This is a genomic window from Cupriavidus sp. SZY C1 (assembly GCF_032190535.1).
Taxonomy (GTDB): domain Bacteria; phylum Pseudomonadota; class Gammaproteobacteria; order Burkholderiales; family Burkholderiaceae; genus Cupriavidus; species Cupriavidus pauculus_C.
In genome coordinates this window covers 26,646-52,108 of sequence record NZ_JAUANU010000004.1, presented here as the reverse complement: position 1 = coordinate 52,108, position 25,463 = coordinate 26,646, and the positions used below count along the sequence as shown (strand labels likewise).

At 67.3% G+C, this 25,463-nt stretch carries 22 protein-coding genes and 1 pseudogene; 4 read left to right on the top strand and 19 right to left on the bottom strand.

The window, feature by feature from the left end; translation table 11 throughout:
- The 8 genes from cysT to QTN24_RS08490 all read right to left on the bottom strand — a co-directional run bounded on the left by cysT (nt 1) and on the right by QTN24_RS08490 (nt 7,807).
- Complete coding sequence (cysT, locus tag QTN24_RS08525; RefSeq protein WP_124684089.1) at nt 1-936, bottom strand: sulfate ABC transporter permease subunit CysT; 936 nt, start codon at nt 934-936, stop codon at nt 1-3.
- A gap of 107 nt (nt 937-1,043) precedes the next feature.
- The gene (locus QTN24_RS08520; RefSeq protein WP_124684088.1) at nt 1,044-1,709 is read right to left on the bottom strand and encodes an RBBP9/YdeN family alpha/beta hydrolase; all 666 of its coding nucleotides are present in this window, start codon (nt 1,707-1,709) and stop codon (nt 1,044-1,046) included.
- 49 nt (nt 1,710-1,758) lie between these two features.
- Nucleotides 1,759-2,574: an EAL domain-containing protein gene (locus QTN24_RS08515; RefSeq protein WP_313836464.1), complete on the bottom strand. Its 816-nt coding sequence runs from the start codon at nt 2,572-2,574 to the stop codon at nt 1,759-1,761.
- Between the two features lie 39 nt (nt 2,575-2,613).
- Complete coding sequence (locus QTN24_RS08510) at nt 2,614-3,516, bottom strand: ATP-binding cassette domain-containing protein (protein ID WP_313836462.1); 903 nt, start codon at nt 3,514-3,516, stop codon at nt 2,614-2,616.
- A 9-nt stretch (nt 3,517-3,525) separates the two neighbouring features.
- Nucleotides 3,526-4,317 carry an aliphatic sulfonate ABC transporter permease SsuC gene (gene ssuC / locus QTN24_RS08505; RefSeq protein WP_313836460.1) on the bottom strand — a complete coding sequence of 264 codons (792 nt, stop codon included), beginning with the start codon at nt 4,315-4,317 and terminating at the stop codon, nt 3,526-3,528.
- A gap of 13 nt (nt 4,318-4,330) precedes the next feature.
- Nucleotides 4,331-5,494, bottom strand: coding sequence for an FMNH2-dependent alkanesulfonate monooxygenase (gene ssuD, locus QTN24_RS08500; protein WP_313836458.1), 1,164 nt, complete (start codon nt 5,492-5,494; stop codon nt 4,331-4,333).
- Between the two features lie 29 nt (nt 5,495-5,523).
- Nucleotides 5,524-6,564, bottom strand: coding sequence for a sulfonate ABC transporter substrate-binding protein (locus QTN24_RS08495; RefSeq protein ID WP_313836456.1), 1,041 nt, complete (start codon nt 6,562-6,564; stop codon nt 5,524-5,526).
- A 235-nt stretch (nt 6,565-6,799) separates the two neighbouring features.
- Nucleotides 6,800-7,807, bottom strand: coding sequence for a sulfate ABC transporter substrate-binding protein (locus tag QTN24_RS08490; RefSeq protein WP_124684082.1), 1,008 nt, complete (start codon nt 7,805-7,807; stop codon nt 6,800-6,802).
- Between the two features lie 291 nt (nt 7,808-8,098).
- Between QTN24_RS08490 and QTN24_RS08485 the strand changes: the two genes are divergently transcribed.
- Together QTN24_RS08485 and QTN24_RS08480 are read left to right on the top strand one after the other, a co-directional pair.
- Nucleotides 8,099-8,284, top strand: a complete 186-nt coding sequence (locus tag QTN24_RS08485; RefSeq protein ID WP_313836453.1) for a type II toxin-antitoxin system HicA family toxin — start codon at nt 8,099-8,101, stop codon at nt 8,282-8,284.
- Nucleotides 8,285-8,352: 68 nt separating this feature from the next.
- On the top strand, nt 8,353-8,772 hold the full coding sequence (locus QTN24_RS08480; protein WP_313836451.1) for a type II toxin-antitoxin system HicB family antitoxin: 420 nt from the start codon (nt 8,353-8,355) through the stop codon (nt 8,770-8,772).
- Nucleotides 8,773-8,965: 193 nt separating this feature from the next.
- Here the strand turns inward: QTN24_RS08480 and QTN24_RS08475 are convergent.
- The 11 genes and pseudogenes from QTN24_RS08475 to ltrA all read right to left on the bottom strand — a co-directional run.
- Nucleotides 8,966-9,094 (bottom strand): annotated as a pseudogene (locus QTN24_RS08475) (OsmC family peroxiredoxin); the annotation flags it as partial.
- A 97-nt stretch (nt 9,095-9,191) separates the two neighbouring features.
- Nucleotides 9,192-11,780: an ATP-dependent chaperone ClpB gene (clpB, locus tag QTN24_RS08470; RefSeq protein ID WP_124684081.1), complete on the bottom strand. Its 2,589-nt coding sequence runs from the start codon at nt 11,778-11,780 to the stop codon at nt 9,192-9,194.
- 195 nt (nt 11,781-11,975) lie between these two features.
- Nucleotides 11,976-14,060 (bottom strand): D-(-)-3-hydroxybutyrate oligomer hydrolase, encoded by a 2,085-nt coding sequence (locus QTN24_RS08465; RefSeq protein ID WP_313836680.1) that lies wholly within the window; start codon nt 14,058-14,060, stop codon nt 11,976-11,978.
- 382 nt (nt 14,061-14,442) lie between these two features.
- Entirely contained in the window at nt 14,443-14,823 is a 381-nt protein-coding gene (crcB, locus tag QTN24_RS08460; protein ID WP_124684079.1) for a fluoride efflux transporter CrcB, read from the bottom strand.
- Nucleotides 14,823-15,347: a molybdopterin synthase catalytic subunit MoaE gene (gene moaE / locus QTN24_RS08455; protein ID WP_313836448.1), complete on the bottom strand. Its 525-nt coding sequence runs from the start codon at nt 15,345-15,347 to the stop codon at nt 14,823-14,825. Before moaE ends, crcB begins: the two co-directional genes overlap by 1 nt.
- A 1-nt stretch (nt 15,348) precedes the next feature.
- Nucleotides 15,349-15,606 carry a molybdopterin converting factor subunit 1 gene (gene moaD / locus QTN24_RS08450; protein ID WP_124684077.1) on the bottom strand — a complete coding sequence of 86 codons (258 nt, stop codon included), beginning with the start codon at nt 15,604-15,606 and terminating at the stop codon, nt 15,349-15,351.
- Nucleotides 15,607-15,616: 10 nt separating this feature from the next.
- Nucleotides 15,617-16,852 carry a gephyrin-like molybdotransferase Glp gene (glp, locus tag QTN24_RS08445; protein WP_313836446.1) on the bottom strand — a complete coding sequence of 412 codons (1,236 nt, stop codon included), beginning with the start codon at nt 16,850-16,852 and terminating at the stop codon, nt 15,617-15,619.
- Between the two features lie 149 nt (nt 16,853-17,001).
- Entirely contained in the window at nt 17,002-18,447 is a 1,446-nt protein-coding gene (gene thrC, locus QTN24_RS08440; RefSeq protein WP_313836444.1) for a threonine synthase, read from the bottom strand.
- 10 nt (nt 18,448-18,457) lie between these two features.
- The gene (locus QTN24_RS08435) at nt 18,458-19,768 is read right to left on the bottom strand and encodes a homoserine dehydrogenase (protein WP_124684074.1); all 1,311 of its coding nucleotides are present in this window, start codon (nt 19,766-19,768) and stop codon (nt 18,458-18,460) included.
- Between the two features lie 52 nt (nt 19,769-19,820).
- Entirely contained in the window at nt 19,821-21,050 is a 1,230-nt protein-coding gene (locus QTN24_RS08430; RefSeq protein ID WP_124684073.1) for a pyridoxal phosphate-dependent aminotransferase, read from the bottom strand.
- Between the two features lie 202 nt (nt 21,051-21,252).
- Nucleotides 21,253-22,977, bottom strand: a complete 1,725-nt coding sequence (gene ltrA, locus QTN24_RS08425) for a group II intron reverse transcriptase/maturase (protein ID WP_029051481.1) — start codon at nt 22,975-22,977, stop codon at nt 21,253-21,255.
- A gap of 1,359 nt (nt 22,978-24,336) precedes the next feature.
- Here ltrA and QTN24_RS08420 point away from each other — a divergent pair.
- Nucleotides 24,337-24,723 (top strand): Mth938-like domain-containing protein, encoded by a 387-nt coding sequence (locus tag QTN24_RS08420; protein ID WP_124684071.1) that lies wholly within the window; start codon nt 24,337-24,339, stop codon nt 24,721-24,723.
- A 158-nt stretch (nt 24,724-24,881) separates the two neighbouring features.
- Nucleotides 24,882-25,343 carry a peroxiredoxin gene (locus tag QTN24_RS08415; protein ID WP_124684070.1) on the top strand — a complete coding sequence of 154 codons (462 nt, stop codon included), beginning with the start codon at nt 24,882-24,884 and terminating at the stop codon, nt 25,341-25,343.
- The last annotated feature ends 120 nt before the right edge of the window (nt 25,344-25,463 follow it).

The following is a 25,463-nucleotide window of genomic DNA, read 5'->3' as shown; positions in this document are numbered from 1 at the left end:
TCAGTTCACCTCCGGGTTGCCGTCGGGCAGCGCCGCGGCGCGGGCGCCGGTCTGGTGGCGGCGCGTCCAGGCCTGCAGCAGGTTGATCAGCAGCAGCAGCACGAACGAGATCAGCAGCATCACCACGGCCACTGCCGTGGCGCCCGCGTAGTCGTACTGTTCGAGCTTGGAATAGATCATCAGCGGGGCGATTTCCGAGACCATCGGCATGTTGCCCGAGATGAAGACCACCGACCCGTACTCGCCGGTGGCACGCGCGAAGGACAGCGCGAAGCCGGTAAGCAGCGCCGGCAGGATGGCGGGCAGGATCACGCGGCGGAAGGTCTGCAGCCGCGACGCGCCCAGGCTGGCCGCCGCTTCCTCCAGTTCGCGCTCCACGTCTTCCAGCACCGGCTGCACCGTGCGCACCACGAACGGCAGCCCGATGAACGTCAGCGCCACCACCACGCCCAGCGGCGTGAAAGCCACCTTGATGCCATGCGGCTCCAGCCAGCGGCCGATCCAGCCATTTCCGGCGAACAGCGCGGTCAGCGCGATACCGGCCACGGCCGTCGGCAGCGCGAACGGCAGGTCCACCAGCGCGTCGATGAACCGCTTGCCAAAGAAGCGGTAGCGCACCAGCACCCATGCCACGATCAGCCCGAACACCGTGTTGACGATGGCGGCCACCAGCGACGCGCCAAAGCTCAGTTCCAGCGACGCCACCACGCGCGGGTTGCTGATCGTGGCCCAGAAGCCGTCCCACGTCATCGTGAACGTCTTCAGGAAGACCGACGACAGCGGAATCAGGACGATCAGGGTCAGGTAGAAGATCGTGAAGCCCAGCGACAGCCCGAAGCCCGGCAACACGGTAAAGCGCTGGCTGGCGGGGGCCGGCAGCCGCGCGGCGGGCGCCGTGGGGGGCGGCGCTTCCGCCAGCGAAATCGAGGGTGGCATGTGGTCTCGTCTTATGAAGCCGGCGCATAACGCGGCGGTGTACGAGACAAATTTTGCAGATGCGTCCTTATAAACAGAACGAATCTTTCCGAATTTTCTTAGACGGTTTAGATATAAGGCGTGGGCTGGGCGACTTCTGCGGATGCCTCCCAGGTGTCCGATCCGTCACCCATGTGGAGAATCCGCCCCTCGGAATCAATCCGCTGCAGCAATGTAGCCAGTAGCGCCTGCCCGGCCGGCCAGCTATCGAGCTGGGAATCGGCGTTGATATGGCCCAGCGCGCCGGCGTCGACCAGTTCGCTGCCCCACAGCGTGCCCCAGCTGAACGCGGTGCGCTGCGACATCCACGGATCGTTGGTGCTGGCGACCAGCACGGTCGGGAACGGCAGCCGCCAGGTGGGCAGCAGCGCACTGACGCCGAACTTGTCCGGATCGGCCGGCGCCACCAGCAGCGCGCCGGCGATGCCGACCGGGTCGAGCGACGCCTGGCGCAGCGTGGCCAGGCAGCCAAAGCTGTGCGCGACCAGCACCGCGCCGCGCGGCGCCACCCGCAGCGCGCGGGACACGCCTTCCGACACCCGCTCCGCCCAGAGCGGCAGGCTCGGCCGGCCCCAGTCGTGCTGCTCGATGCGCTGCCAGTCCGGGTACAGCCCTTCCCAGCGGCTCTGCCAGTGCGCCGGCCCGCTGCCGTGCAGGCCCGGAACCGTCAGGATCTGCAGCCCGCGCGGCACTTCCACCCGCGCCACACCGCCCGATAGAGTCGATGCTGCCATACGCTCTCCTTCTCTTCGCCCGGCGCGTCCCGCGCCTTGTTGTTCCACCTTATTGGGTACTGTCCGCCGCCAGCGGGTCTCGCAAGTGCCGTGCCGGCACCGGCGCGCCCGCCACGGCCTGGCCCTGCCCGAGCGCGATGCCGGCGTTCTGCAGCCGCGCCACCGCCTCGTCGTCCTGCAGCCGCCGCCCGATCAGCGTGACGCCCGCGCCGTCGGCGCTGGCGCGCAGGCCGGCCAGCTGGCGGTCGGTCCACAGCCGGCGCATGTCGAGCTTGAGCCAGTCGGGCAGCGCGTGGGCCATCAGCGCGCCGGCCTCGGCCGGGTCCGATGCCTGCAGGCTCACCGCAAACCCGTTGCGGCGGTAGTTGCCCACCACGTGCAGCAGCAGCGGCAGGTCGTCGTTGGCGCTGGCGGGCACCTGGATCACGAAGCGGTCGATCGGCAGGCCCAGCGATTCCAGCGCCCGCCGGAACGCCGCGCCGTGGTCGTCGGCCACGGCCGCCAGCAGCCGGTTGTGCACGTTGAGCACGAGCTTGTGCTCGCCATGCGCCGCAAAGTAGTTCATCGCGTGCACCAGCCGGGACAGGCGGTCCAGCGACACCAGCGAAGCGTCGTCGGCGGCCATCGCGAACAGCTTCCACGCGGCCAGGCCCATGCCGTCGTCGGCGTAGGTGCGGATGGCGCCCTCGTGCGCCACCACGTCACGCCCGGCCAGCGTCACGAGCGGTTCGAACGCGCTGGTCAGCGAGCAGTTGAAATACTGGCCCTGCACCTGCCCGCGCGCGTCGCGCCACAGTTCGCGGCCCGGCTCGGGCTGGCGCGGCAGCGTTTCAAGGTAGCGTTCGAGTGCGGAAGCGGTGGTCATGGTGACGTCCAGAGGGGGACGCGCGGTTCGCCTGATTGCTCATGATAGAAGCTCCTCGGCGGGCCGGGCGTGAAGATTCGTTGATGGTTCGGAGACTGACGGGGCAGCCGGCGGCTGGCGCATCACGCGGCGCAGCACGGCGTCTTCGAGTTGCGCGAACGCCGCCGATCCGCGCTGGCGCGGGCGGGCCAGCGGCACGCGCTGGTCCAGCGCAATGTGGCCGTCCTCGATCAGCACCACGCGGTCGGCCAGCGCCACGGCCTCGGACACATCGTGTGTGACGAGTAGCGCCGTGAAACCGAGCCGGCGCCAGAGCGATTCGATTAGCGCCTGCATGTCGATGCGCGTCAGCGCGTCCAGCGCGCCAAGCGGTTCGTCCAGCAGCAGCAGCCGCGGATGGTGGACCAGCGCACGCGCCAGGGCCACGCGCTGGCGCTGCCCGCCGGACAGCCGCGCGGGCCACTCGCCGGCCCGGTCGGCCAGGCCCACCTGCGCCAGCACCGCTTCGGCATCGGCCCGGCGCACGCGCGGCAGCCCCAGCGCCACGTTGTCCAGCACGCGCTTCCAGGGCAGCAGCCGGGCGTCCTGGAACATCACGCGGATGCTGTCCTGCACGTCGGCGGGCGCGTCCGCGGCACCGGCTCCGTCCAGGCGCACCGCGCCCGCATCGGCCGCTTCCAGCCCGGCCACCAGCCGCAGCAGCGTGCTCTTGCCGCAGCCGCTGCGTCCGACGATGGCGACGAACTCGCCCGGCGTGACGTCGAGGTCGATGCCGTGCAGCACCGCCCGGCCGTCGTACCGCTTGACCACCTGCTGCACGCGCAGCGCGATGCCGCCCGCCACCGGCGTCTGGCGTTCCTCGGCGCGCGCGGCCGCACGGCGGGCCAGGTCGCGTTCGGCCCACGCGAGCGCGGCCTGTTCCACGGGAAATAGCGTTTGCATGGAATCCTCCTAGTTGGCCTGGTAGCCGGGGTGCCAGCGCAGCCAGAACCGTTCAAGCCCGCGCGACAGCACGTCGGCCAGCTTGCCCAGCAGCGCGTAGAGCAGGATGCCGACCAGCACGACGTCGGTCTGCAGGAATTCGCGCGCGTTCATCGTCATGTAGCCGATGCCCGACTGCGCCGAAATGGTTTCCGCCACGATCAGGATCACCCACATCAGGCCCAGCGAGAACCGCACACCCACGAGGATGTTCGGCAGCGCGCCGGGCAGGATCACCTCGCGGTACAGCCGGAAGCCGGACAGGCCGTAGCTGCGCGCCATCTCGACCAGCGCCGGGTCCACCGCGCGGATGCCGTGGTAGGTATTCAGGTACACCGGGAAGAACACGCCCAGCGCCACCAGGAACAGCTTGGCCGTCTCGTCGATGCCGAACCACAGGATCACCAGCGGGATCAGCGCCAGCGTGGGGATGTTGCGCACCATCTGCAGCGTGCTGTCGAGCAGCGTGGCCGCCGTGCGGAACGTGCCGGTCAGCAGCCCGAGCACCAGCCCCAGCCAGCCGCCCACGGCCAGCCCGATCAGCGCGCGCCACGTGCTGACCCAGACATGGCGCCAGAGCTCGCCGGACTTCGCCAGCGCCCAGCCGGCCTCCACCACGGCCAGCGGCGCGGGCAGCACGCGGCTCGACAGCCAGCCCAGTTGCGACGCGGCCTGCCACGCCACGATCAGCAGCACGGGCACCACCCACGGCGCCACGGCCTGGCCCAGTCCGGGCCGCTTGTTCGGTCGGGAATCGGTCATGATCGGCCCCCTTTCAGCTTTGCGAGGCGCGCGGGACGAGGCCCGTCGCCATGACTTCGCCAAACGGGCCGGACAGCACCTGGCCGGGCAGCTTGTCGCGCACCGTGCGCGGCAGCAGCGGGAACACCAGTTCGGCAAACCGGTACGCCTCTTCCAGGTGCGGATAGCCAGACAGGATGAACGTGTCGATGCCCAGCGCGGCGTATTCCTCCATGCGGGCCGCCACGGTACGCGGATCGCCGACCAGCGCCGTGCCCGCCCCGCCGCGCACCAGGCCCACGCCAGCCCACAGGTTCGGGCTGACTTCCAGCGCGGCGCGCGTGCGGCTGGCCCCGCCGCCGTGCAACGCCGCCATGCGGCGCTGGCCTTCCGAATCCATCTTGGCGAAGACGGCCTGGGCGCGCGCCACGGTGTCGTCGTCGAGCCGGCTGATCAGGTCCTCGGCGGCGGCCCAGGCGGCGGTCTCGGTCTCGCGCACGATCACGTGCAGCCGGATGCCAAAGCGCACGGTACGGCCATGGCGGGCAGCGCGGGCGCGTACATCGGCGATCTTCCTGGCCACTTCGGCCGGCGGTTCGCCCCAGGTCAGGTAGGCATCGACCTGCTCGGCCGCCAGGTCGTGCGCGGCGGCCGACGAGCCGCCGAAGTACACGGGCGGATGCGGCCGCTGCACGGGCGGGTACAGCACGCGGGCGCCCTTGACGGTCAGGTGGCGGCCTGCGGCCGACACCTCGCCGGCGTCGTGGCTGGCGGCCAGCACGTCGCGCCAGATGCGGATGAATTCGGACGACGCCTCGTAGCGCGCCGCGTGGTCGAGGAACAGGCCGTCGCCTTCCAGCTCGGCCGTGTCGCCGCCGGTCACCAGGTTCACGAGCAGCCGGCCGCCCGAGATGCGGTCGAACGTGGCGGCCATGCGCGCGGCCAGCGTCGGCGTCATCAGGCCGGGCCGCACGGCCACCAGGAACTTGAGCCGGCGCGTGACGGCGGCCAGCGCCGACGCGGCCACCCACGGGTCCTCGCAGGACCGGCCGGTGGGAATCAGCACCCCTTCGTAGCCGAGCGTGTCGGCGGCGACGGCAATCTGCTTCAGGTAGTCGAAGCTGACCTCGCGCGCGCCTTCGGACGTGCCCAGGTAGCGGCTGTCGCCATGGGTCGGGATGAACCAGAAAACTTGCATGTCGGGCCTCTCGTCGATGGGGGGATGGATCAGCGCTGCGCGGTGGCGGCGGCTGCGGGCGGCTGCCAGGCGGCATCGGCCACCTTGATCGGCTTGGGGATCAGCTTCAGCGTCACGAAGGCGTCGGCAATGCGCTGCTGCTCGGCCAGCACCTCGGCCGTCACGGGCCGCGCGCCATAGGCAAAGCGCGAGACGGCCAGCGCCAGCACGCCGGCATCCAGCCCGGTTTCGCGGGCCAGGAACTGGGTGGCGTCCTTCGGATGCTTCTCGGCCCATTGGCCAAGCTGCGCCAGTTCGTCGAGGATCGCGTTCACGACGTCGGGCCGCACGTTCGCGTACGGCCGCGACGCCAGGTAGAACTGGTGATTGCTGACGACGTTGCGGCCTGCCGCGTCGCGGCCATCGGCCAGCACGCGGGCGCCAAGCTGCTTTTCGGCGGCGGCCAGGAACGGGTCCCAGATCACCCAGGCGTCCACCGCGCCACGCTCGAACGCCGCGCGGGCGTCGGCCGGCGGCAGGTAGACCGGCTGGATCTCGTTCCAGGGAATGCCGGCGCGTTCAAGCTGCCGCACCAGCAGGTAGTGGACGTTCGAGCCCTTGTTCAGCGCCACGCGCTTGCCGCGCAGGTCGGCCACGGACTTCAGCGCCGACGCCTTCGGCACGACGATAGCTTCCGAGGTGGGCGCCGGCGGCTCGTTGCCGATGTAGGCAAGCTGCGCGCCGGCGGCCTGCGCGAAGATCGGCGGCGCCTCGCCAACGGTGCCGAAGTCGATCGCGCCGACGTTGAGCCCTTCCAGCAACTGCGGGCCGGCCGGGAACTCGGTCCATTTGACCGTGATGCCCTGCGGCGCCAGCCGCTTTTCCAGTGTGCCGCGCGCCTTGAGCAGCGTCAGCGTGCCGTACTTCTGATAGCCGATGCGGAGTTCGCGGCCATTGACCGTGGACGACTGGGCCCGGGCCGGCGACGCCAGCAGCCCGTAGGCCACGCCGGTGGCGATCACGAGCGCGCCGAGCAGCAGGCGTCGGCGCAGGGAATGGGGATGAAAGGCGGCAGGAGCGGACGATGTCATGGGTTTCCTCGGAGTCGGACGATGTGGCAGGGACGGTGACGCGGCCGCACGACGCCCTGCCGGCGCGGTGCGCGGCATGCGGGTACGTCATGCGTGGGAAAGACTTCAGGTCAGGCGGGACATCGCGCCAGGGCGATGCGGGGGGATACGACTGCGCGGACAGCGGACATCTGGGGCTCCTTCGTCGGGCGCGGCGCGGCGGGCCGTGACTGGCCGCGCCGCCGCGCCATCGTGATTACCGCTTGCCGGGCTGGTACACCTGGTCAAACGAGCCGCCATCGGCAAAGTGGGTCTTCTGGGCCTTGGCCCAGCCGCCGAACACCTCGTCGATCGTGAACAGCTTCACCTTCGGAAAGTTGGCCGCGTACTTGGCCGCCACCTTCTCCGAGATCGGCCGGTAGTAGTTCTTGGCCGCGATCTCCTGGCCCTCGTCGGTGTACAGGAACTGCAGGTACGCCTCGGCGGCCTTGCGCGTGCCCTTCTTGTCGACCACCTTGTCGACCACGGCCACCGGCGGCTCGGCCAGGATCGACACGGACGGCGCGACGATGTCGAACTTGTCCGGACCCAGCTCCTTGATGGCCAGGATGGCCTCGTTCTCCCAGGCGATCAGCACGTCGCCCAGGCCGCGCTCGACGAAGGTCGTCGTGGCGCCGCGCGCGCCCGAATCCAGCACCGGCACGTTCTTGAGCAGCTGGCCGACGAACTCGCGCGCCTTGGCATCGTTGCCGCCCGGCTGGCGCAGCGCATAGCCCCACGCGGCCAGGTAGTTCCAGCGCGCGCCGCCCGAGGTCTTGGGATTCGGCGTGATGACCTGCACGCCCGGCTTCACCAGGTCGTTCCAGTCCTTGATCTGCTTGGGATTGCCCTTGCGCACCAGGAACACGATCGTCGACGTGTACGGCGACGCGTTGTGCGGCAGGCGCTTCTGCCAGTCCGGCTTGATCAGCCCCTTCTCGGCAATCGCGTCGATGTCGTAGCCCAGCGCCAGCGTGACTACGTCGGCATCGAGCCCGTCGATCACCGACCGCGCCTGCTTGCCCGAGCCGCCATGCGACTGGCGAATCTGCACCGTATCGCCGCCCTGCGCCTTGTACGCCTTGGCAAACGCCGCGTTCACGTCGACATAGAGCTCGCGCGTGGGGTCGTAGGACACGTTCAGCAGGTTGGTATTGGCCAGGGCCGCGGGGGCGGCGCCCACGGCGGACAGTACGGCGAGGCCCAGGGCCAGCTTGCGGATCATCTTCGGTTGCTCCCGTCAGAGTTGTCGTGAAATGTCCCCGCCTTGGTGCGGCGGGGCTTCTGTCAGGGAGACAGGCTACCGGCGGGGCTATCTGAACGGAACGAATGGTTTCGCCGATCCAAGCACGTTTTCTGCATAAGATCGGGCGGGAATATGGGCATGCCTGGCCGATCTCACGCCGGGCTTGACATTACAACATAAATGTTGCATTTTCCCGGTTGCCAGGCACAACATTTATGTTGCACCATCCTTCCCTCTCGCCCGGCATTCCGCCGCCGGCAAGGGAGGGACATGAAATACAGCGAGTTCAAGCGGTGGCTGGAACAGCAAGGTGCGATCTTCCAGAAGCACCGAAGCGGGTCCAGCCACTACCGGGTCACGTTCAAAGGTCGTACGACGATTTTTCCGTATCACGGAGCCAAGGAGATGGGCAGATCGCTGGAACTCGCGATCAAGAAGCAGCTTGGCCTGAAGTAACGGCCGGCCGGCTCGACGATGGCATCGCCATGACCCGGCACTCACCGCCTCACCACAGGACACACGACATGTTCTCGTACCCCGTAATCCTGACCCGCGACAGCAACGGCACGCTGCTCGTGACGTTCCCCGACATCCCCGAAGCGATCTCCGTCGGCAACGACGAGGCCGACGCGCTGGCGCAGGCGCTGGACGCGCTGGAAGCCGCGCTCGACATCTACTTCGACATGCGGCGGCCCATCCCCCTGCCCTCCAAGCCCCGGCGCGGCCAGCGCACGGTCACCCTGCCTGCGCTGGTGACCGCCAAGGTGCTGCTCGCCAACGAGATGCTGGCACAGGGCGTCCGCAAGGCAGAACTGGCGCGGCGGCTCGACGTCCATATGCCGCAGGTGGATCGGCTGCTCGACCTGCGGCATTCGTCCAAGCTGGAGATGATCGAGAAGGCGCTGGGCTCGCTCGGCCGGCGGCTGGATGTGCAGCTCGCGTAAGCGGTGCCGATCCGGCGCCCCAAAAAGAAAAACCCGCAGCGCCGGAGTTGCGCTGCGGGTCAAGTTTCCATTCCGGAAACGGGTAGACAAGTCATGAAGAGCGCCCCCGCATCTCCATGACGGAGTCGATAGTAGCGACCCGTTCCCGTTCCCGGATTGATGCAGGTCAAGCTGCTGGCAATGACGCCAAAAGTCAGGCGGCGGCAGCGTCGATGACGGGCTCGCAGCGGATCGGAAAGTTGACCGAGTTGGCGATGTAGCACTTTTCGTGGGCCACGTGGTGGAGCTGGGCGGCCCGTTCGGCGTCGTCGCCGGCGCGGATGGCTCCTGATCGATGACATTCACCCGAAGCCGGCATTGTCGCGCAAAAAAAAGGACCTCCGAAGAGGTCCTTGCGAAGCTGCGGCCAGCCGCGCCGGTCAGTGGACCAGGCGGCCGAACGTGAACGCGCCGTCCACGTAGTCCACCGGCACCACGTCCTTGGCGGCGAACCGGCCTTCGAGGATGGCGCGGGCCACCGGGTTCTCGATCTGCTGCTGGATCGCGCGCTTGAGCGGCCGGGCGCCGAACACCGGGTCGTAGCCCGCGCTGGCGATCTTCTCCAGCGCCTGTTCGCTCACGTCCAGCGTCATGTCCATGCGGGCCAGGCGGGCCTGCAGGCGCTGGAGCTGGATGCGCGCGATGGACTCGATGTTCTTCTGGTCCAGCGCGTGGAACACCACCACCTCGTCGATCCGGTTCAGGAACTCGGGCCGGAAATGCGTGCGCACCTCCTGCCAGACCGCGCCCTTGACCGCCTCCTGCGGCTCGCCGGACATCGACTGGATGATGTGCGACCCCAGGTTCGACGTCATCACGATCACCGTGTTCTTGAAGTCCACGGTACGGCCCTGGCCGTCGGTCAGCCGGCCATCGTCCAGCACCTGCAGCAGCACGTTGAACACGTCCGGGTGGGCCTTCTCGACCTCGTCGAGCAGGATCACCGCGTACGGCTTGCGGCGCACCGCCTCGGTCAGGTAGCCGCCCTCGTCATAGCCCACGTAGCCCGGCGGCGCGCCGATCAGGCGGCTGACGCTGTGCTTTTCCATGAACTCGCTCATGTCGATGCGGATCAGGTGCTCTTCCGAATCGAACATGAACTCGGCCAGCGCCTTGCACAGCTCCGTCTTGCCCACGCCGGTCGGGCCCAGGAACAGGAACGATCCGTACGGCCGGTTCTCGTCCGACAGCCCGGCGCGCGAGCGGCGGATCGCGTCGGACACCAGCCGCACGGCCTCGTCCTGCCCCACCACGCGCTGGTGCAGCCGGTCTTCCATCTTCAGCAGCTTCTCGCGCTCGCCCTGCATCATCTTGGCCACGGGGATGCCCGTCGCCCGGCTGACCACCTCGGCGATTTCCTCGGCGCCCACCTGCGTGCGCAGCAGCTTGTTGGGCTGCTTCTGCTCGTCGGCCTCGGCCTTGTTGGCGGCCTGGAGCTTGCCCTCCAGCGCCGGCAGCTTGCCGTACTGCAACTCGGCCACCTTGTCCAGCTTGCCTTCGCGCTGCAGGCGCGAGATGTCGAGCTTGATCTTCTCGATCTCCTCCTTCAGCGCGGCCGCGCCCTGGGCGGCGCCCTTCTCGGCGCGCCAGATCTCGTCCAGGTCGGCGTACTCCTTCTCCAGCCGCGTGATTTCCTGCTCGATCAGCTCCAGCCGCTTGCGCGACGCCTCGTCGGTTTCCTTCTTCACCGCCTCGCGCTCGATCTTGAGCTGGATCGTGCGGCGCTCCAGCTTGTCCATCGCCTCGGGCTTCGAGTCGATTTCCATCTTGATGCGCGCGGCGGCCTCGTCGATCAGGTCGATGGCCTTGTCCGGCAGGAAGCGGTCCGTGATGTAGCGGTGCGACAGCTCGGCCGCCGCCACGATGGCCGGGTCGGTAATCTCCACGCCGTGGTGCAGCTCGTACTTTTCCTGCAGGCCGCGCAGGATGGCGATAGTGGACTCCACGCTCGGCTCGTCGACCAGCACCTTCTGGAAGCGGCGCTCCAGCGCGGCGTCCTTCTCGATGTACTTGCGGTACTCGTTCAGCGTGGTGGCGCCGATGCAGTGCAGCTCGCCGCGCGCCAGCGCCGGCTTGAGCATGTTGCCCGCGTCGATGGCGCCCTCGGCCTTGCCGGCGCCCACCATCGTGTGGATCTCGTCGATGAAGACGATGGTCTGGCCCTCGTCCTTGGCCACGTCGCTCAGCACGGCCTTGAGCCGCTCCTCGAACTCGCCGCGGTACTTGGCGCCGGCCAGCAGGCCGGCCATGTCCAGCACCAGCACGCGCTTGTTCTTGAGCGTCTCCGGCACCTCGCCGTTGACGATGCGCTGCGCCAGCCCCTCGACGATGGCCGTCTTGCCCACGCCCGGCTCGCCGATCAGCACCGGGTTGTTCTTGGTGCGGCGCTGCAGGATCTGGATCGCGCGGCGGATCTCGTCGTCGCGGCCGATCACCGGGTCAAGCTTGCCGGCGCGCGCCCGCTCGGTCAGGTCGATCGTGTACTTCTTGAGCGCCTCGCGCTGCGATTCGGCGTCGGCGCTGTTCACGCTGTCGCCGCCGCGCACGGCCGTGATGGCCGCTTCCAGCGCCTTGCGCGACAGGCCGTTCTCGCGCGCGATGCGGCCCGTGTCGCCCTTGTCGTCAGACACGGCCAGCAGGAACAGCTCGCTGGCGATGAACTGGTCGCCGCGCTTGATGGCCTCTTTCTCGGTGGCGTTGAGCAGGTTATTCAGGTCGCGGCCGACCTGGATCTCGTTGGTGCCCTGCACCTGCGGCAGGCGCTTGATCGCCGCGTCCAGCGCCGTCTGCAGGCCGGCCACGTTGACGCCGGCGCGCGACAGCAGCGTGCGCGCCGAGCCGTCGTCCTGGCTCAGCAGCGCGCGCAGCAGATGCTGGGGTTCGATGTACTGGTTGTCGTTGCCCAGCGCCAGGCTCTGCGCTTCGGCCAGCGCCTCCTGGAACCGGGTGGTGAGTTTGTCGATACGCATCAGGTGCCCTCTCTCTCGATGAAAGTGTGTCCTGCTGCGAGGGCGCGGCCGGGCAGCGCGACGGCTGCCGTTGCGCGGCAGACCCTGCCGGACACGGTACTTCCGAAAGATAGGGCTTCAGGGTGACATTTCAAGCCGCCCGCCATGCAGTTTTGGCACATTCCTGCATGGCGGGCGGCCCCCGGCGCCGGCTGGCTAGTTGGGGATGTCGACGGTCGACCCGCTGACCGCGATCACGTCGGCGGCGGCCGGCGTGGCGGCAAAGCCGGGCACGTTGGACGGCAGGATCTGCGGGCCGACCACCGGGTTGCCCGTGCCGCCGCGCGGCGTCGTGCGCACCACCTGCGACGGCGGCAGCGCGGTGCCGTTGCGCAGGTTGGCGTAGACCGCGTCCAGCGCCCGGTTCAGGTACAGGTGCAGCGGCACGTAGCGCGACGCGTAGCCGGGCAGCACGTCGATGAAGCCGTCGAAGTGCTGCGCATTCGTCACCTCGATGTACGACAGCTTGCTGGCGCTGCCTTCGACGGTACGGTTCAGCCCCAGGTACGGCCGCGACGTGTGGTTGGTCGGCAGCAGCGCGTCGGACCGGCCATGGACGATCACGGCCGGCTTGCCCTGCAGGTTGCCGTTGCGGTACGTCTGCGCCACGCCGGCCTGCAGCGCCGCGCTGGACGTCCACGCGTTGCGCAGGCACAGCGCGCCGTCAAGGTTGGCGTCCTGGCGGCCCGTGCTGGGCGACAGCGACACGAAGTCCTTGATCGGGCCGGTCGGCGCCGGGTTGGCGTCGTTGACGAGCGTGACCACGCCGCTGGGCGGCACGCCGTTGCCGGTCGAGAAGAACGCCGCCAGCGACGCGGCCGGGATGGTGATCGGCTTGAAGTCGGCGCCCGTGGCCGCGAAGCTGTAGTTGCAGAAACGGTCGGTCACGCTCGACCGCGTGTAGGCGTTGGCGTACGTGACCGAGATCGAGCTGGCCACCTCCAGCGCCGACAGCGACGCGTGCAGTTCGTCCGATTCCGGCTCCCAGCCGGCGTTGCGCAGCGCGGTCAGCGCGGCGGCGGACTGGGCGTCGGTCGTCCCGCCGCTCACCAGCCCCTTGTCGGCCAGCGACTGGCAGCGGTTGGTGGCCTGCAGCAGCGCGCCGGCCGACGGGGCGTTGACCAGCCCGACGTCCTGCCGCGCGCAGAGCTGGAACAGGTTCGCGGTGGTCGTGTAGTCGTACAGGTGCCGGCCCGACGCCAGCACCGGGGCGCCGGCGCGGCGGACCGTGATGGCCGGCGTGGGCGGGATTTCGAGCATCGGCTCGCCCACCGCCACCCCATCGATCAGCCCGGCCGTGTCTTGCTCCGCCGCCGCGACGGCCGCGCCGCCGCCGTTGGACACCGCCGAGGCGATCACGAGCGTGTTCGACGGCTTGAAGGTGGCCTGCCGCACGCCGTCGGACCCCATCGTGCCGAACTTGTCGTTGATCGCGAACAGCGTGAATTCGATGGCCTGCAGCGTGTTCTTGCCCCAGTTGGCCTCGGGATTCTGCTGCGAGTGGGCGTGCTTGAATGCCAGCCGGTGCGGGTTGGCGGCCGTGAAGTCGGCCAGCGTCTGGCTGCCGGGCTGGGCCGCGAACTGGGCCAGCTTGCCGGCGCCGGCGCGCGCCTGCCGGGTGCCGTCGATCAGCGGCACGGTATCGGTGTCCAGGTCGTGCGGCGCGGCCCCGGTGCCCTTGTCGGTGTAGGCCACGGCACAGCCGCGCTTGAGCCCCCATTCGCCCACCGCGATGCCGCCGTAGATGCCGCGCGAGCCCGACGACGTGGCCGTGATGATGCACGGGTTGTTGCGGTCGAAGCTGTCCGGGATCTGGGCCATCAGCGTCACGTTCTGCCGGCCGCTGCCGTCGTCGGCATAGGCGATGTATTCGGTCCCCGGCACCTTGCCCTGCCCGGCCGTCGCGTTGCCCTGCGGGTCGACGTTGGGCCCGTACAGCGTGCCGTAGCCGCCGGCCGGGTTGATGTCGACGATGGCGCGGTAGTTCGTGAAGATCGCGTTGCGGCGCAGTTCGGCGGCCGTGGGATTGTTCGCATCGGCAAACGGCGGCGCGGCGGCGGCGCCGATGCCGTCCTTGCCAAGGCCGCCCGTGGCCAGGTCGTCGGAGGTACCGTCGTAGCTCTTGACGCTGATCGTGCCGACCACAAAGGTCGGGCGGTTGTTCGGGTTCTGGGTCTGGCTGGGCGGGGTGCCGCCGTTGCTGGGCGGATCGTCGTCGCCGCCGCAGGCCGCCAGGGTCATGGCGGACAGCGCGACCACCGCGCCAGAAATGGCTGTCAGGCGCAGGCGGGACGGCGCCTTGCGGCGGGAAACGCGGGCATGGCTGGGCTGCATGGGGAGGTCTCCTCGTTTTCTGGATCGAACGTGTGGCACAAACGTCACAACGCGCCGGCAATGGGCGCGGATCAGGCGAGACAGCAGGTATGGCGACCGGATTCTGGAACTGCCACGGCGGGCCGGCTAGCGCGCGTGGCTTGGGCAGGGACGGATGTGGCTCATGCGCCGCAAGCTGCCGGCAAAGTGCATCCGTGACAATGAATATAGGCGCTGAACAGCACCCGGAGGGGCGCCGGCGCATCAGGAGTGTTACCTATGTCTCCGAACGCCGGCGAAAGGTAAGGCGTCAGGCCAGCGCGCGGTACGACCAGATGCCGGCCGCGGTCAGCAGCACCGAGCCGCCCAGGTGCAGCACCAGGTGGGCCAGCGCCCAGCGGTAGTCGCCCGACACCAGGTTGGCGATGACTTCGCTCGAAAACGTCGAGAACGTGGTCAGCCCGCCCAGGAAGCCGGTGACCGCCAGCAGCCGCCATTCGGGCGGCAGGCCGGGATGGGTCTGGAAGAACGCCACCGCGATCCCGATCAGGTAGCCGCCGATCAGGTTGGCCGCCAGCGTGCCATATGGAAGTGCCGGATTCGCCGCATTCCAGAGCACGGAGAAGCCCCAGCGCAGCCACGCGCCAACGGCGGCACCCACGCCGACCGCCACAAAACCGAGCGGCCCCATCAGCGTGCCTTGTCGGAAGAATCGGAGGCGGGATCGGCAGCCGGGTCGCCAGCGGGGTCTGCATTGAGCGACGGAATGCCCCAGCGCTGCAGCGCGGCATCGTCGGACACGCGGGCGTCCACCCAGCGCGCGCCGTCGGGCGTGGCTTCCTTCTTCCAGAACGGCGCCTCGGACTTCAGGTAGTCCATGATGAATTCGCACGCCTGGAACGCCGCGCCGCGATGGGCCGACGCCACGGCGACCAGCACGATCTGGTCCAGCGGCTGCAACAGTCCCACCCGATGCACGATCGTCACGCCCAGCAGCGGCCAGCGCTCGCGCGCCGCCGCCTCGATGCGGGCCAGCGCCTTCTCGGTCATGCCCGGGTAGTGCTCCAGCTCCATCGTGCTGACGCGGGCGCCGTCGCTGACGTCGCGCACGGTGCCGATGAAGCTCGCCACCGCGCCCACGCCGCGGTTGCCGGCCCGCAGCGCGGCCACCTCGGCGCCCAGGTCGAAATCGTCGTGCTGCACGCGCACCGTCATCTCAGCCTCCGGTCACGGGCGGGAAGAACGCCACCTCGCAGCCGTCGGCCAGCGGGGTGTCGGCACGGGCCACGTTGTGGTCGACGGCCATCCGCAGCGCGCGGCCTTCGGCCAGTGCCTCGGCCCACGCGCCGCCCCGGCCGCGCAGCCAGCCGCGCAGGTCGCCGACGGTGCGGACATCCGCCGGCACCTCGGCGCGCTCGGCGCCCTGCCCCACCTGTTCGCGCACGCTGGCGAAGTATCGAAGTTCGAGTTGCATGGCGATAAACCTAGGCCAGCAGGCTGGCAAATGGAATGAATGACACCGTGTCGCCGCGGGCGATCGGCTGGTTGGGCGGGTTGTCGATCAGGCCGTCGCCCCAGACCGTGGACGTCAGCACGCCCGAACTCTGGTTCGGGAACAGGTCGAGCCCGCCGGCATCGTTAAGCCGCGCGCGCAGGAATTCATTGCGGCGGTCGCCCTTCGGCAGGTCGAAATCGGCGCGCAGCGGCAGGCGGCGCGGCGTGACGTCGGCCACGCCCTGCAGGCGCAGCAGGAACGGCCGCACGAACAGCAGGAACGTGACAAAGCTCGACACCGGGTTGCCGGGCAGGCCCAGGAAGAACGTCGGCGCCGCCGTGCCGTTGTCGACCTGCCCAAATGCCAGCGGCTTGCCGGGCTTGATCGCGATCTGCCACAGGTCCAGCCGCCCCTCGGCGGTCACGGCCGGGCGGATGTGGTCTTCCTCGCCCACCGAGACGCCGCCCGACGTGATGATCAGGTCGTGGCCCGCGGCGGCGCGGCGCAGCGTGTCGCGCGTGGCGGCCAGCGTGTCCGGGACGATGCCGAAATCGGACACTTCGCAGCCCAGGTTTTCCAGCAGCCCGCGCAGCGTGAAGCGGTTGGAGTTGTAGATCGCGCCCGGCTTCAGCGGCTCGCCCGGCATCGCCAGTTCGTCGCCGGTGAAGAACACGGCCACGCGCACGCGGCGAATCACGTCGAGCCGGGCCTGCCCGACCGACGCGGCCAGCCCCAGCGCCTGCGGCGACAGCCGCGCGCCGGCCGGCAGGATCTGGCTGCCGGCCTCGATGTCCTCGCCGGCGCGGCGGATCCATTCGCCGCTGGCCGGCACGTGGTTGACGATGACCGCATCGCCATCGGCCTGGCATTGCTCCTGCATCACCACGGCATCGGCGCCGGGCGGGATCAGCCCGCCCGTGAAGATCCGCGCGGCCGTGCCGGGCGACAGTTCGGTGCCGACGTGGCCGGCCGGAATCCGTTGCGAGACCGGCAGCCGGGTGCCCGGGGCCGGCACGTCGGCGGCGCGCATGGCGTAGCCGTCCATCGACGTGTTGTCGGCCGGCGGCACGCGCAGCGCGCTGGTGACCGGCGTGGCCAGCACGCGGCCGTTGGCCTGCAGCGTATCGACGGTTTCGGTCTCGGTGATGGGGCGGGCGCCGGCCAGCAGGGCTTCCAGGGCCTGGGCCATCGTCAGCATCGGCGGGCGCGCTGCGGATTGGGTCATGGGGATATCGGGGTCAGGGTTGGCCCCCAAAGCAAACAGCCCCCGGCGTCGGACGCCTGGGGGCCGTGGCAGCGGGACCCGGCAAACCCGATTGTAGCGAGTTGGCGCCGGGGCCGTCCGGGGGCGGCGTGAATGGCCGCTATAACGGCCTACAGGCCCGTGTGCCGTGCGATGTACGCCTTGACCTGATCGGCGTCGGCCGGCATGACCTCGAAGCGCTGCGGCAACTGCTCGATGCCGTCGAAGGCCGCCGGACGCTCGGGCTCGCGGCCCAGCGCCTCGCGGATCGTGTCGGCGAACTTGGCCGGCAGCGCCGTTTCCAGCACCACCATCGGCACGCCGGCCGCCAGGTGCTCGCGCGCCACCTTCACGCCGTCGGCGGTATGCGTGTCGATCGTCACGCCATAGCGCTGGTGCACGTCGCGGATCGTCGCCAGGCGGTCGTCGTGCGTGCTGCGGCCCGAGACAAAGCCGAACTGGCGGATGCGGTCGAACTCGGGCTTGCCCGCGAAGCTGAAGCCGCCCTTGGTGTCCACGTCGCGGAACAGCTCGGCCAGCTTGCCGGCGTCCTGGCCCAGCAGGTCGAAGACGAAGCGCTCGAAGTTCGACGCCTTCGAGATGTCCATGCTCGGGCTCGACGTGTGGTACGTCTGCGCCGCCGTGCGCACGCGGTACGTGCCGGTGCGGAAGAACTCGTCGAGCACGTCGTTCTCGTTCGTGGCCACCACCAGCTTGTCGATCGGCAGGCCCATCATGCGGGCGATGTGGCCGGCGCAGACGTTGCCGAAGTTGCCCGACGGCACGCAGAACGACACCTTCTGGCCCGGGCCGTCGGTGGCCAGCAGCCAGCCCTTGAAGTAGTAGACCACCTGCGCCACCACGCGGGCCCAGTTGATCGAGTTCACGGTGCCGATGCGCTGGCGCGCCTTGAACGCGTGGTCGTTCGACACGGCCTTGACGATGTCCTGGGCGTCGTCGAACACGCCCTCGATGGCGATGTTGAAGATGTTCGGGTCCTGCAGGCTGAACATCTGCGCGGTCTGGAACGCGCTCATCTTGCGGTGCGGGCTCAGCATGAAGACGCGGATGCCTTCCTTGCCGCGCATCGCGTACTCGGCCGCGCTGCCGGTGTCGCCCGACGTGGCGCCCAGGATGTTCAGCTTCAGCCCGGCCCGCTTCAGCGCGTACTCGAACAGGTTGCCGAGCAACTGCATCGCCATGTCCTTGAACGCGAGCGTCGGGCCGTTCGACAGGCCCAGCAACTGCAGCCGGGTGCCGCCTTCCTCGCCCAGCGTGCGCAGCGGCGTGATGTCGGCCGTGTTGTCGCCGGGGCGGGCGTTGCAGTACACCTCGGGCGTGTAGGTCTTGCGCGTCAGCGCGCGCAGGTCGTCGGCCGGGATGTCGTCGCAGAAGCGCGACAGCACCTCGAACGCCAGGTCGGCGTATGGCAGCTTGCGCCAGGCTTCGAGCTCGTCGGCGGTGACTTGCGGATACTGCTTCGGCAGGTACAGGCCGCCGTCCGGGGCCAGGCCGCCGAGCAGGATTTCCGAGAACGATTGCGGAATGTCGTCGCCGCGCGTCGACTGGTATTTCATAGCAGATTCTTTAATTCAGTTCTTCCATGCGCAGGCGGGTGACCGGCGACAACACGGTCTGCAGCGCCTCGATGCTGCGGATGGCCACGTTGATCTGCTTCTCGCGGGTCAGGTGCGTCAGGATGATGATGTCGGTCTGCGGCTCGCCTTCGCGCGATTCCTTCTGCAGCATCGCGTCGATGCTGATGCCGCCTTCGGCCAGGATGCGGGTGATCTCGGCCAGCACGCCGGTCTGGTCCGCCACGCGCATGCGCAGGTAGTACGACGTGGTGACCTCGTCGATCGGCAGCACGGGCACGCTCGACAGCTCGTCGGGCTGGAACGCCAGGTGCGGCACGCGGTGGTTCGGGTCGGCCGTGTGCAGGCGGGTCACGTCCACCAGGTCGGCGATCACGGCCGATGCGGTCGGCTCGGCACCGGCGCCCTTGCCGTAGTACAGCGTGGCGCCCACGGCGTCGGCCTGCACCAGCACGGCGTTCATGGCGCCCTCGACGTTGGCGATCAGGCGCGATGCCGGCACCAGCGTCGGGTGCACGCGCAGCTCCACACCCTCCTCGCGGCGGCGCGTGATGCCCAGCAGCTTGATCCGGTAGCCCAGTTCCTCGGCGTACTTGATGTCGATGGCCGACAGGCGCGTGATGCCTTCCACGTGCGCGCGGTCGAACTGCACCGGCATGCCGAACGCGATGGCGCTCATCAGCGTGACCTTGTGCGCGGCGTCGATGCCCTCGATGTCGAACGTCGGGTCGGCCTCGGCGTAGCCAAGCTGCTGCGCTTCCTTCAGTACCGTGTCGAAGTCCAGGCCCTTGTCGCGCATCTCGGACAGGATGAAGTTCGTCGTGCCGTTGATGATGCCGGCGATCCACTGGATGCGGTTCGCGGTCAGGCCCTCGCGCAGCGCCTTGATGATGGGGATGCCGCCGGCCACGGCCGCCTCGAACGCCACGATCACGCCCTTGCGGCGCGCGGCCTCGAAGATCTCGTTGCCGTGCACGGCCAGCAGCGCCTTGTTGGCAGTGACCACGTGCTTGCCGTTCTCGATGGCCTTGAGCACCAGCTCGCGGGCCACGCCGTAGCCGCCAATCAGCTCCACCACGATGTCGATGTCCGGGCGCGTCACCACGTCGTTGGCGTCGGCCACCACATCCACGGCGCCGCCGGTCAGCTCGCGGGCGCGCTCGGTGTTGAGGTCGGCCACCACGGCAATCTCGATGCCGCGGCCCGCGCGGCGGCGGATTTCCTCCTGATTGCGCTGGAGCACGTTGAACGTGCCGCTACCGACGGTACCGATGCCGAGAAGGCCGACTTTGATGGGATTCATGGACGTCTGACTCTGGGTTGCTTGATACGGAAATGGGGGCGCCCCGGCTTGCTCAGGCAGTGCCGTGACGTTTGCGATAGTTCTCAAGGAAGCGCGCCACCCGGGTGATGGCCTCGCGCAGGTCTTCCTCGTGCGGCAGAAACACGATCCGGAAATGGTCCGGCGCGTCCCAGTTGAAGCCGGTGCCCTGCACCAGCAGCACCTTCGACTCCTGCAGCAGTTCGTAGATGAACTCCTGGTCGTCCTGGATCGGGTACATCGACAGGTCGAGCTTCGGGAACAGGTACAGCGCCGCCTTGGGCTTCACGCAGGTGATGCCGGGGATCTGGGTGATCAGCTCGTGCGCCAGGTCGCGCTGGCGGCGCAGCCTGCCGCCCTCGGCCACGAGGTCGTTGATGCTCTGGTAGCCGCCCAGCGCGGTCTGGATGGCCCACTGGCCGGGCACGTTGGCGCACAGCCGCATCGACGAGAGCATGTTCAGGCCCTCGATGTAGTCGTGCGCCGGGCGCTTGTCGCCGGAGACGACCATCCAGCCGGCGCGGTAGCCGCACGAGCGATAGTTCTTGGACAGGCCGTTGAAGGTCACCGTCAGCACGTCGGTCGACAGCGAGCCGATCGACGTGTGGGTGTGGCCGTCGTAGAGCACCTTGTCGTAGATCTCGTCGGCAAAGATGATCAGGCCGTGCTCGCGGGCGATGCCGACGATGGCCTGCAGCAGTTCGTCGGAATACAGCGCGCCGGTCGGGTTGTTCGGGTTGATGACGACGATCGCGCGCGTGTTCGGCGTGATCTTGCGGCGGATGTCGTCCAGGTCCGGCATCCACTCGTTGGCCTCGTCGCAGATATAGTGGACGGGCGTGCCGCCGGACAGGCTCACCGCGGCCGTCCAGAGCGGGTAGTCGGGCGCCGGCACCAGCACTTCGTCGCCGCTGTTGAGCAGCGCGTTCATCGACATCACGATCAGTTCGGAGGCGCCGTTGCCCACGTAGATGTCGTCCAGCCCCACGCCCTGGATCTGCTTTTCCTGGGTGTAGTGCATGATCGCCTTGCGCGCCGCGAAGATGCCCTTGGAATCGGAGTAACCGGCCGAATTGGGCAGGTTGCGCATCATGTCCTGCTGGATTTCCTCCGGCGCATCGAAGCCGAACACGGCCAGGTTGCCGATGTTGAGCTTGATGATCTTGTGCCCTTCCTCTTCCATCTGCTTGGCCTTTTCCAGCACCGGGCCGCGGATGTCATAGCAAACGTTCTGGAGCTTGTTGGATTTCTGGATGGGTTTCACGGCGGTGTTGGCGAGGTCAGGGCAAGCTGCGTGTCGCGATGGCAGCGGTCTTGGGAATCTTCTGGATTGTCCTGGACGTCTGGCGGCGCGCGTCGCTGGGCAGCAGTCGAGCGTGGCAGACCGGGAGGGTAGGGTAGGAGAACGGTCATTACTGACCCCCTCCCCCCTAAGAACCGTACGTGCGAGTTTCCCCGCATACGGCTCAAGCCTCTACAAAGTATATGGACGAATCATACACCGGCTTCACAGCAACTTGGCCGTGGAAATGGACTTGAATATGACAATCGGGGTGCACCAGAACGCGGTTCCCTAGAGCATCCGAGCCCCCGGATACCCGAGGTTCGATGTGATGGTCATCCCATCCTGTTTCTTTGGTAATCTTGCTCTGGCATACCGCACACAAGCCCCGCTGGGACATGAACAGCTTTGCCCACTGCCTTCGGTACGACATGCTTTCTGCCATACGTTCCTGCCGCAGCGTCTCGCCATACATTTCCTGCGCTGGGTCGAAGGGATGGTAGTCCCCGCGAACCTTCTTGTGCCTCCGGATAGGCGTACTCGGCATCGAATACAGTTCCATCCAGTAGCGCTCACCCGCCCTATTCCACATCGTGGCACCGAACACCCAGTTCCGGTTCCCAACTGAGGCGAAGTATGTCCTTCGCACCCACTCGGTATCCTTCCTTCGGTGTCGCCGCTTTGCCCACCTCCATAGAGACCTAAAAATCAGATGCTCCATGTGGGCGAACATCGCTTTCGCAACCACTGGGCTGTGATACTGCGCCCAGCCCCTCAGCATCGGGTTCAACGTCTGGATTAAATCTGCCGTCCGTTTCCCCCTATGTGTCCCGATGACCTCCTTGACCTTGCGATAGAACGCTTGCGCGTTTTTCTTGCTCGGTTTGATGAGCAGCGTTCCCGAGTATTTCCGGAAATTCCACCCAAGAAAGTCAAAGCCGTCAGCGATGTTGACGATTCGTGTTTTCTCCGTGGAGAGCGTCAGTCCCCGTGTTGCTAGGAACTGCTCTACCCACGGCTTCACTTCGTGCTCCAAAACTTCCGGCGTGTTGCCGGTGATCACAAAGTCATCCGCGTACCGTACGACGTTCACTTTCAGCTTCTTCGTGTTGGCAACGCCCAGTCTTGCCCGCAAGGACTCGATCAGTTGTTGCTCCAACCCGTTCAGTGCCACATTTGCCAAGGTCGGGGAAATGATGCCCCCCTGTGGTGTTCCAGCGTCGGTCGCCTGAAACTGGCCCTGAAAGACCACGCCAGCTTTCAACCACTTCCGTAGGATTGCTTTATCCATAGGGACATTGCGCTCCAGCCAGTCGTGGCTGATATGGTCAAAGCACCCTTTGATATCTGCTTCCAACACCCATTGAGCCGAGGCTTTCTTGGATAGGGAAACAAACAGCTGGGACATGGCATCCGCAGTAGAGCGATTGATCCGAAACCCGTAAGAGTTCGGGTCGCTCGTTCCTTCGGACACCGGTTCCAGCGCCAGCAGATACAGCGCCTGCATGGCCCGGTCGTGCATGGTCGGAATGCCCAGAGGGCGTTCTTTCCCATTTGCCTTGGGGATGTACACCCGCCTTAACGGCAGCGGGCGATACCCCCGGCGCTTCAACCTCCCAATGGCTGCCCATCGGGCTTCAGGTGAGTCCCACTCGACGCGGTCGACTCCCGCCGTCCGCGCTCCTTGGTTCATCGCCACTCGTCGTACCGCCGATGCTTTGGCGGAAAACGAGCGGGTCAGAGATCGTTGCAAGGCTTTCACCCTGCGCCAATCCCCTTCCTGTGTTGCCTTCGCAATTCGAATCTGCATTGCCCGAACATTCCGGTCGACGCGGCGCCAGTTGATGTCGCCCCATCGCTGCGGGATGCCGGAGGGCGCAGATTCATCCTCTCGGATCAATGCTTCCATGCTGCTCTCCTATCTTGAGGACTTCCCCAAACAGCAGAGACAACATGCCCCCTTGGGGGCATGTCACCCCCCAAAGGGAAGAAAATTAAACAAGCGAGTTCAGTCAGCCGTCTTGCGACGAAAGACCAGTTGGAAGTCTGCTCGCTTTCGCGTGGGATGATGTTTCAACCCCTATCCGGATCATTACAACCCGGCGTTCGCTTTCTCCAACCTCCCATACCCGCACAGCCAACAGCGTCCCTTGCGGTTCGCCTGCCAGAGCCATACGGCGCTCCGGCAGCCATACGGGCTTACCACGTTCCCTGCGCATTACACGACTGGCTTAGGGCCTGCCTCTTCGCCGGTGATCTATCTAGCGACGTACTCCGACTTTCGAGCGGAGCATCCGATCACGTACCGTTTGGTTAGTGCCTATCAGCAGCTTTGGCACCGCCTTATTTACGACGTTTATCAGCAGTTCACTTACATTACCCATACCAGTCAGCCTGGCTCCTTGACCCCATTGCTGCTCGGAGTCTCTGCGAACCTATCTCACGACAGGGACGCACCCTTACAGGGGCTACGTTGTCAGGAGAGCTTCACACCCCACCGTTACCAGTGACGCATGTCTCCCTAGGCTACTGCTAGTCGCATAGCAGGTTCTCTATCGAGGCACCCTCGCGGGTGTATTCGACCGAACCATAACGCGCAGAGCTATCGCTCCGGGAACCTCACTTCATTACTTCAGTGCCTCCGTGCTGGCAGGCGCTTGACGACAGACGGGCTCTTGCGAGCGCATGGCCTGCGTCCCAAAGAACGTAGCGCCGACCCTATTGGGCCGGTTTAAATGCTATGTAGCGAACACGCAGCGAAACTGCTGCTGCATGTCCACCCGCACCCTCCGGGGAGCGTGCGTACTGCAAAGACACCTGCCCAAAGGCAAGCGTCCCCGCCTTTGGGCAATGGCTGGAAATCCATCCAGCAAATAGCAAGCTGCGAGTTAGCGGATACGCTGGCCTTCCCACAACACATGGACTCGCTCCAACCTTGCGGCTGGGCTTGTCAAAGCAAGAAATGGCTGAGATGGGACGGTTCAGGCCGAGGCCTTCCCCTTGTCTCAGCAAAGGTCGATGCTCTATTGAGCGTGCTCTTAACGATGAGCTACCGGACACGAAGAGTGCGTGTCGCACCAAAAGCTATAAGATATCGGATTATGACAGACTTCGGCATGGATTCCTGCATCGTGGCACGCCTTCCGGGCGCCTGCGCGCACGATCCTGCCACCAACCCGCCGCCCGCCCCCACCGCCGAGGCGTCCCGCCGCGCCCCGCGCCGCCGGGCCGGCGCCCAGGCAGCCCCGGGCGGCATGAGGCACCCCACTTGAAACTCCACGCCGACAAGCCCCAGAACCTCAATACCGTGACCGGCTACGGGCCCGGATACATCGAGATCAACGCAGTCCGCCACGACCAGTCCGTGCTGGTCATGCCCGAGGGCGAGGTCGTGCCCTGGCCGGCCGGCCGCTTCGAGGACCTGGAACCGGCGCACTTCGAGGCGCTGCTGGACCGCAAGCCCGAGGTGGTGCTGCTGGGCACCGGCAACCGGCTGCGCTTTCCGCACCCGCGGCTGACCGCGGCGCTGGCGCGCCGGCATATCGGCGTGGACGCGATGGACTTGCAGGCCGCATGCCGCACCTACAATATCCTCATGGCCGAGGGCCGCAAGGTGGCGGCCGTGCTGCTGGTGGAGCCCGCCGCCGAGGGCTAGCGCGCCCGGCGCCTTTTTGCCGGGTTGAGCCGGCGCCACGCTTGAAGTCCGTTTAACTGCCCCAATCTGCACCCGCCATGGCGCAGGTCCGGGCTGTCAGACAGGAATGGGCCGCCGCCATCACCGATGATGCTTCGCCAGCCAGGAGAGCCACCAGCATGACCGTCAGTCTCAACAAGGCCGTTCCCGACTTCCGGGCCCCCGCGACCGGCGCGGACTTCCGCCTCGCCGACCAGCGCGGCAAGACCCTGGTGCTGTACTTCTACCCGAAGGACAACACGCCGGGTTGCACCACCGAGGCCATGAATTTCCGCGACCAGTACGACGCATTCGAGCGCGCCGGGGCGGCGGTGTACGGCATCTCGCGCGACAGCCTGAAGTCGCACGAGAACTTCAAGGCCAAGCTGGAGCTGCCGTTCGAGCTGATCTCGGACGCCGACGAAGCCATCTGCAGCCTGTTCGACGTCATCAAGATGAAAAAGATGTATGGCAAGGAAGTGCGCGGCATCGAGCGCAGCACCTTCGTCGTCGACGGCAAGGGCGTGCTGCGCCACGAGATGCGCGGCATCAAGGTGCCGAACCACGTGGACGAGGTACTCGAAATCATCAAGGCGATGTGAACGGGAGCATCCTCCCGGCCCATCGCAGTTGCGCCGCCGCGACGAGAATTTGACCGATTGCAAAAGCCAAAACCTTCGGGTAGATTGGCCCTCAATGCGTTCAGATCCCAGTTGCCACGC

Bases quoted from the DNA above. Each gene is read 5' to 3' on its own strand.
- clpB (WP_124684081.1), bottom strand. From the start codon at position 11,780: ATGCGTATCGACAAACTCACCACCCGGTTCCAGGAGGCGCTGGCCGAA.
- QTN24_RS08520 (WP_124684088.1), bottom strand. From the start codon at position 1,709: ATGGCAGCATCGACTCTATCGGGCGGTGTGGCGCGGGTGGAAGTGCCG.
- QTN24_RS08415 (WP_124684070.1), top strand. From the start codon at position 24,882: ATGACCGTCAGTCTCAACAAGGCCGTTCCCGACTTCCGGGCCCCCGCG.
- moaE (WP_313836448.1), bottom strand. From the start codon at position 15,347: ATGACGGTGCGCGTGCAGCACGACGATTTCGACCTGGGCGCCGAGGTG.
- QTN24_RS08490 (WP_124684082.1), bottom strand. From the start codon at position 7,807: ATGATCCGCAAGCTGGCCCTGGGCCTCGCCGTACTGTCCGCCGTGGGC.
- glp (WP_313836446.1), bottom strand. From the start codon at position 16,852: ATGACCCAATCCGCAGCGCGCCCGCCGATGCTGACGATGGCCCAGGCC.
- QTN24_RS08465 (WP_313836680.1), bottom strand. From the start codon at position 14,060: ATGACCCTGGCGGCCTGCGGCGGCGACGACGATCCGCCCAGCAACGGC.
- QTN24_RS08515 (WP_313836464.1), bottom strand. From the start codon at position 2,574: ATGACCACCGCTTCCGCACTCGAACGCTACCTTGAAACGCTGCCGCGC.
- crcB (WP_124684079.1), bottom strand. From the start codon at position 14,823: ATGGGGCCGCTCGGTTTTGTGGCGGTCGGCGTGGGTGCCGCCGTTGGC.
- thrC (WP_313836444.1), bottom strand. From the start codon at position 18,447: ATGAAATACCAGTCGACGCGCGGCGACGACATTCCGCAATCGTTCTCG.
- ltrA (WP_029051481.1), bottom strand. From the start codon at position 22,977: ATGGAAGCATTGATCCGAGAGGATGAATCTGCGCCCTCCGGCATCCCG.
- QTN24_RS08510 (WP_313836462.1), bottom strand. From the start codon at position 3,516: ATGCAAACGCTATTTCCCGTGGAACAGGCCGCGCTCGCGTGGGCCGAA.
- QTN24_RS08485 (WP_313836453.1), top strand. From the start codon at position 8,099: ATGAAATACAGCGAGTTCAAGCGGTGGCTGGAACAGCAAGGTGCGATC.
- moaD (WP_124684077.1), bottom strand. From the start codon at position 15,606: ATGCAACTCGAACTTCGATACTTCGCCAGCGTGCGCGAACAGGTGGGG.
- ssuC (WP_313836460.1), bottom strand. From the start codon at position 4,317: ATGACCGATTCCCGACCGAACAAGCGGCCCGGACTGGGCCAGGCCGTG.
- QTN24_RS08435 (WP_124684074.1), bottom strand. From the start codon at position 19,768: ATGAATCCCATCAAAGTCGGCCTTCTCGGCATCGGTACCGTCGGTAGC.
- cysT (WP_124684089.1), bottom strand. From the start codon at position 936: ATGCCACCCTCGATTTCGCTGGCGGAAGCGCCGCCCCCCACGGCGCCC.
- QTN24_RS08480 (WP_313836451.1), top strand. From the start codon at position 8,353: ATGTTCTCGTACCCCGTAATCCTGACCCGCGACAGCAACGGCACGCTG.
- QTN24_RS08495 (WP_313836456.1), bottom strand. From the start codon at position 6,564: ATGACATCGTCCGCTCCTGCCGCCTTTCATCCCCATTCCCTGCGCCGA.
- ssuD (WP_313836458.1), bottom strand. From the start codon at position 5,494: ATGCAAGTTTTCTGGTTCATCCCGACCCATGGCGACAGCCGCTACCTG.